We start from the raw sequence: 445 nt of genomic DNA on the forward strand, positions 1-445 counted from the left end.
GTAATGAACTGGGATTTGAATACCAGTATCCCGATCCGCTGGTAATGCCGCTGGAGTAAACGATCACGCCAGCAGGACGCCGCATGCACTGCAAGGGGGCGTGTATGAAACCACTGCTGGATGTGTTGATGATCCTCGATGCCTTAGAAAAAGAGGGCAGTTTTGCGGCGGCGTCGGCCAAACTCTACAAGACGCCGTCCGCTCTGAGTTACACCGTTCACAAGCTGGAAAGCGACCTTAATATTCAATTGCTTGATCGTAGCGGACACCGCGCTAAATTCACCCGCACCGGAAAAATGTTATTAGAGAAAGGGAGGGAAGTTCTGCATACCGTGCGAGAACTGGAAAAGCAGGCGATCAAACTGCATGAAGGCTGGGAAAACGAGCTGGTGATTGGCGTGGACGACACCTTCCCTTTTTCTCTGCTTGCGCCACTCATTGAAGC

At 51.9% G+C, this 445-nt stretch carries 1 protein-coding gene; it reads left to right on the plus strand.

The features are described from left to right. Positions 1-104: 104 nt before the first annotated feature. Positions 105-445: LysR family transcriptional regulator (locus tag C1I93_RS30955; protein WP_111246728.1), on the plus strand; the 341-nt coding region annotated here is incomplete at its 3' end.

It is taken from the genome of Micromonospora endophytica (assembly GCF_003236305.1).
Lineage (GTDB): Bacteria > Actinomycetota > Actinomycetes > Mycobacteriales > Micromonosporaceae > Micromonospora > Micromonospora endophytica.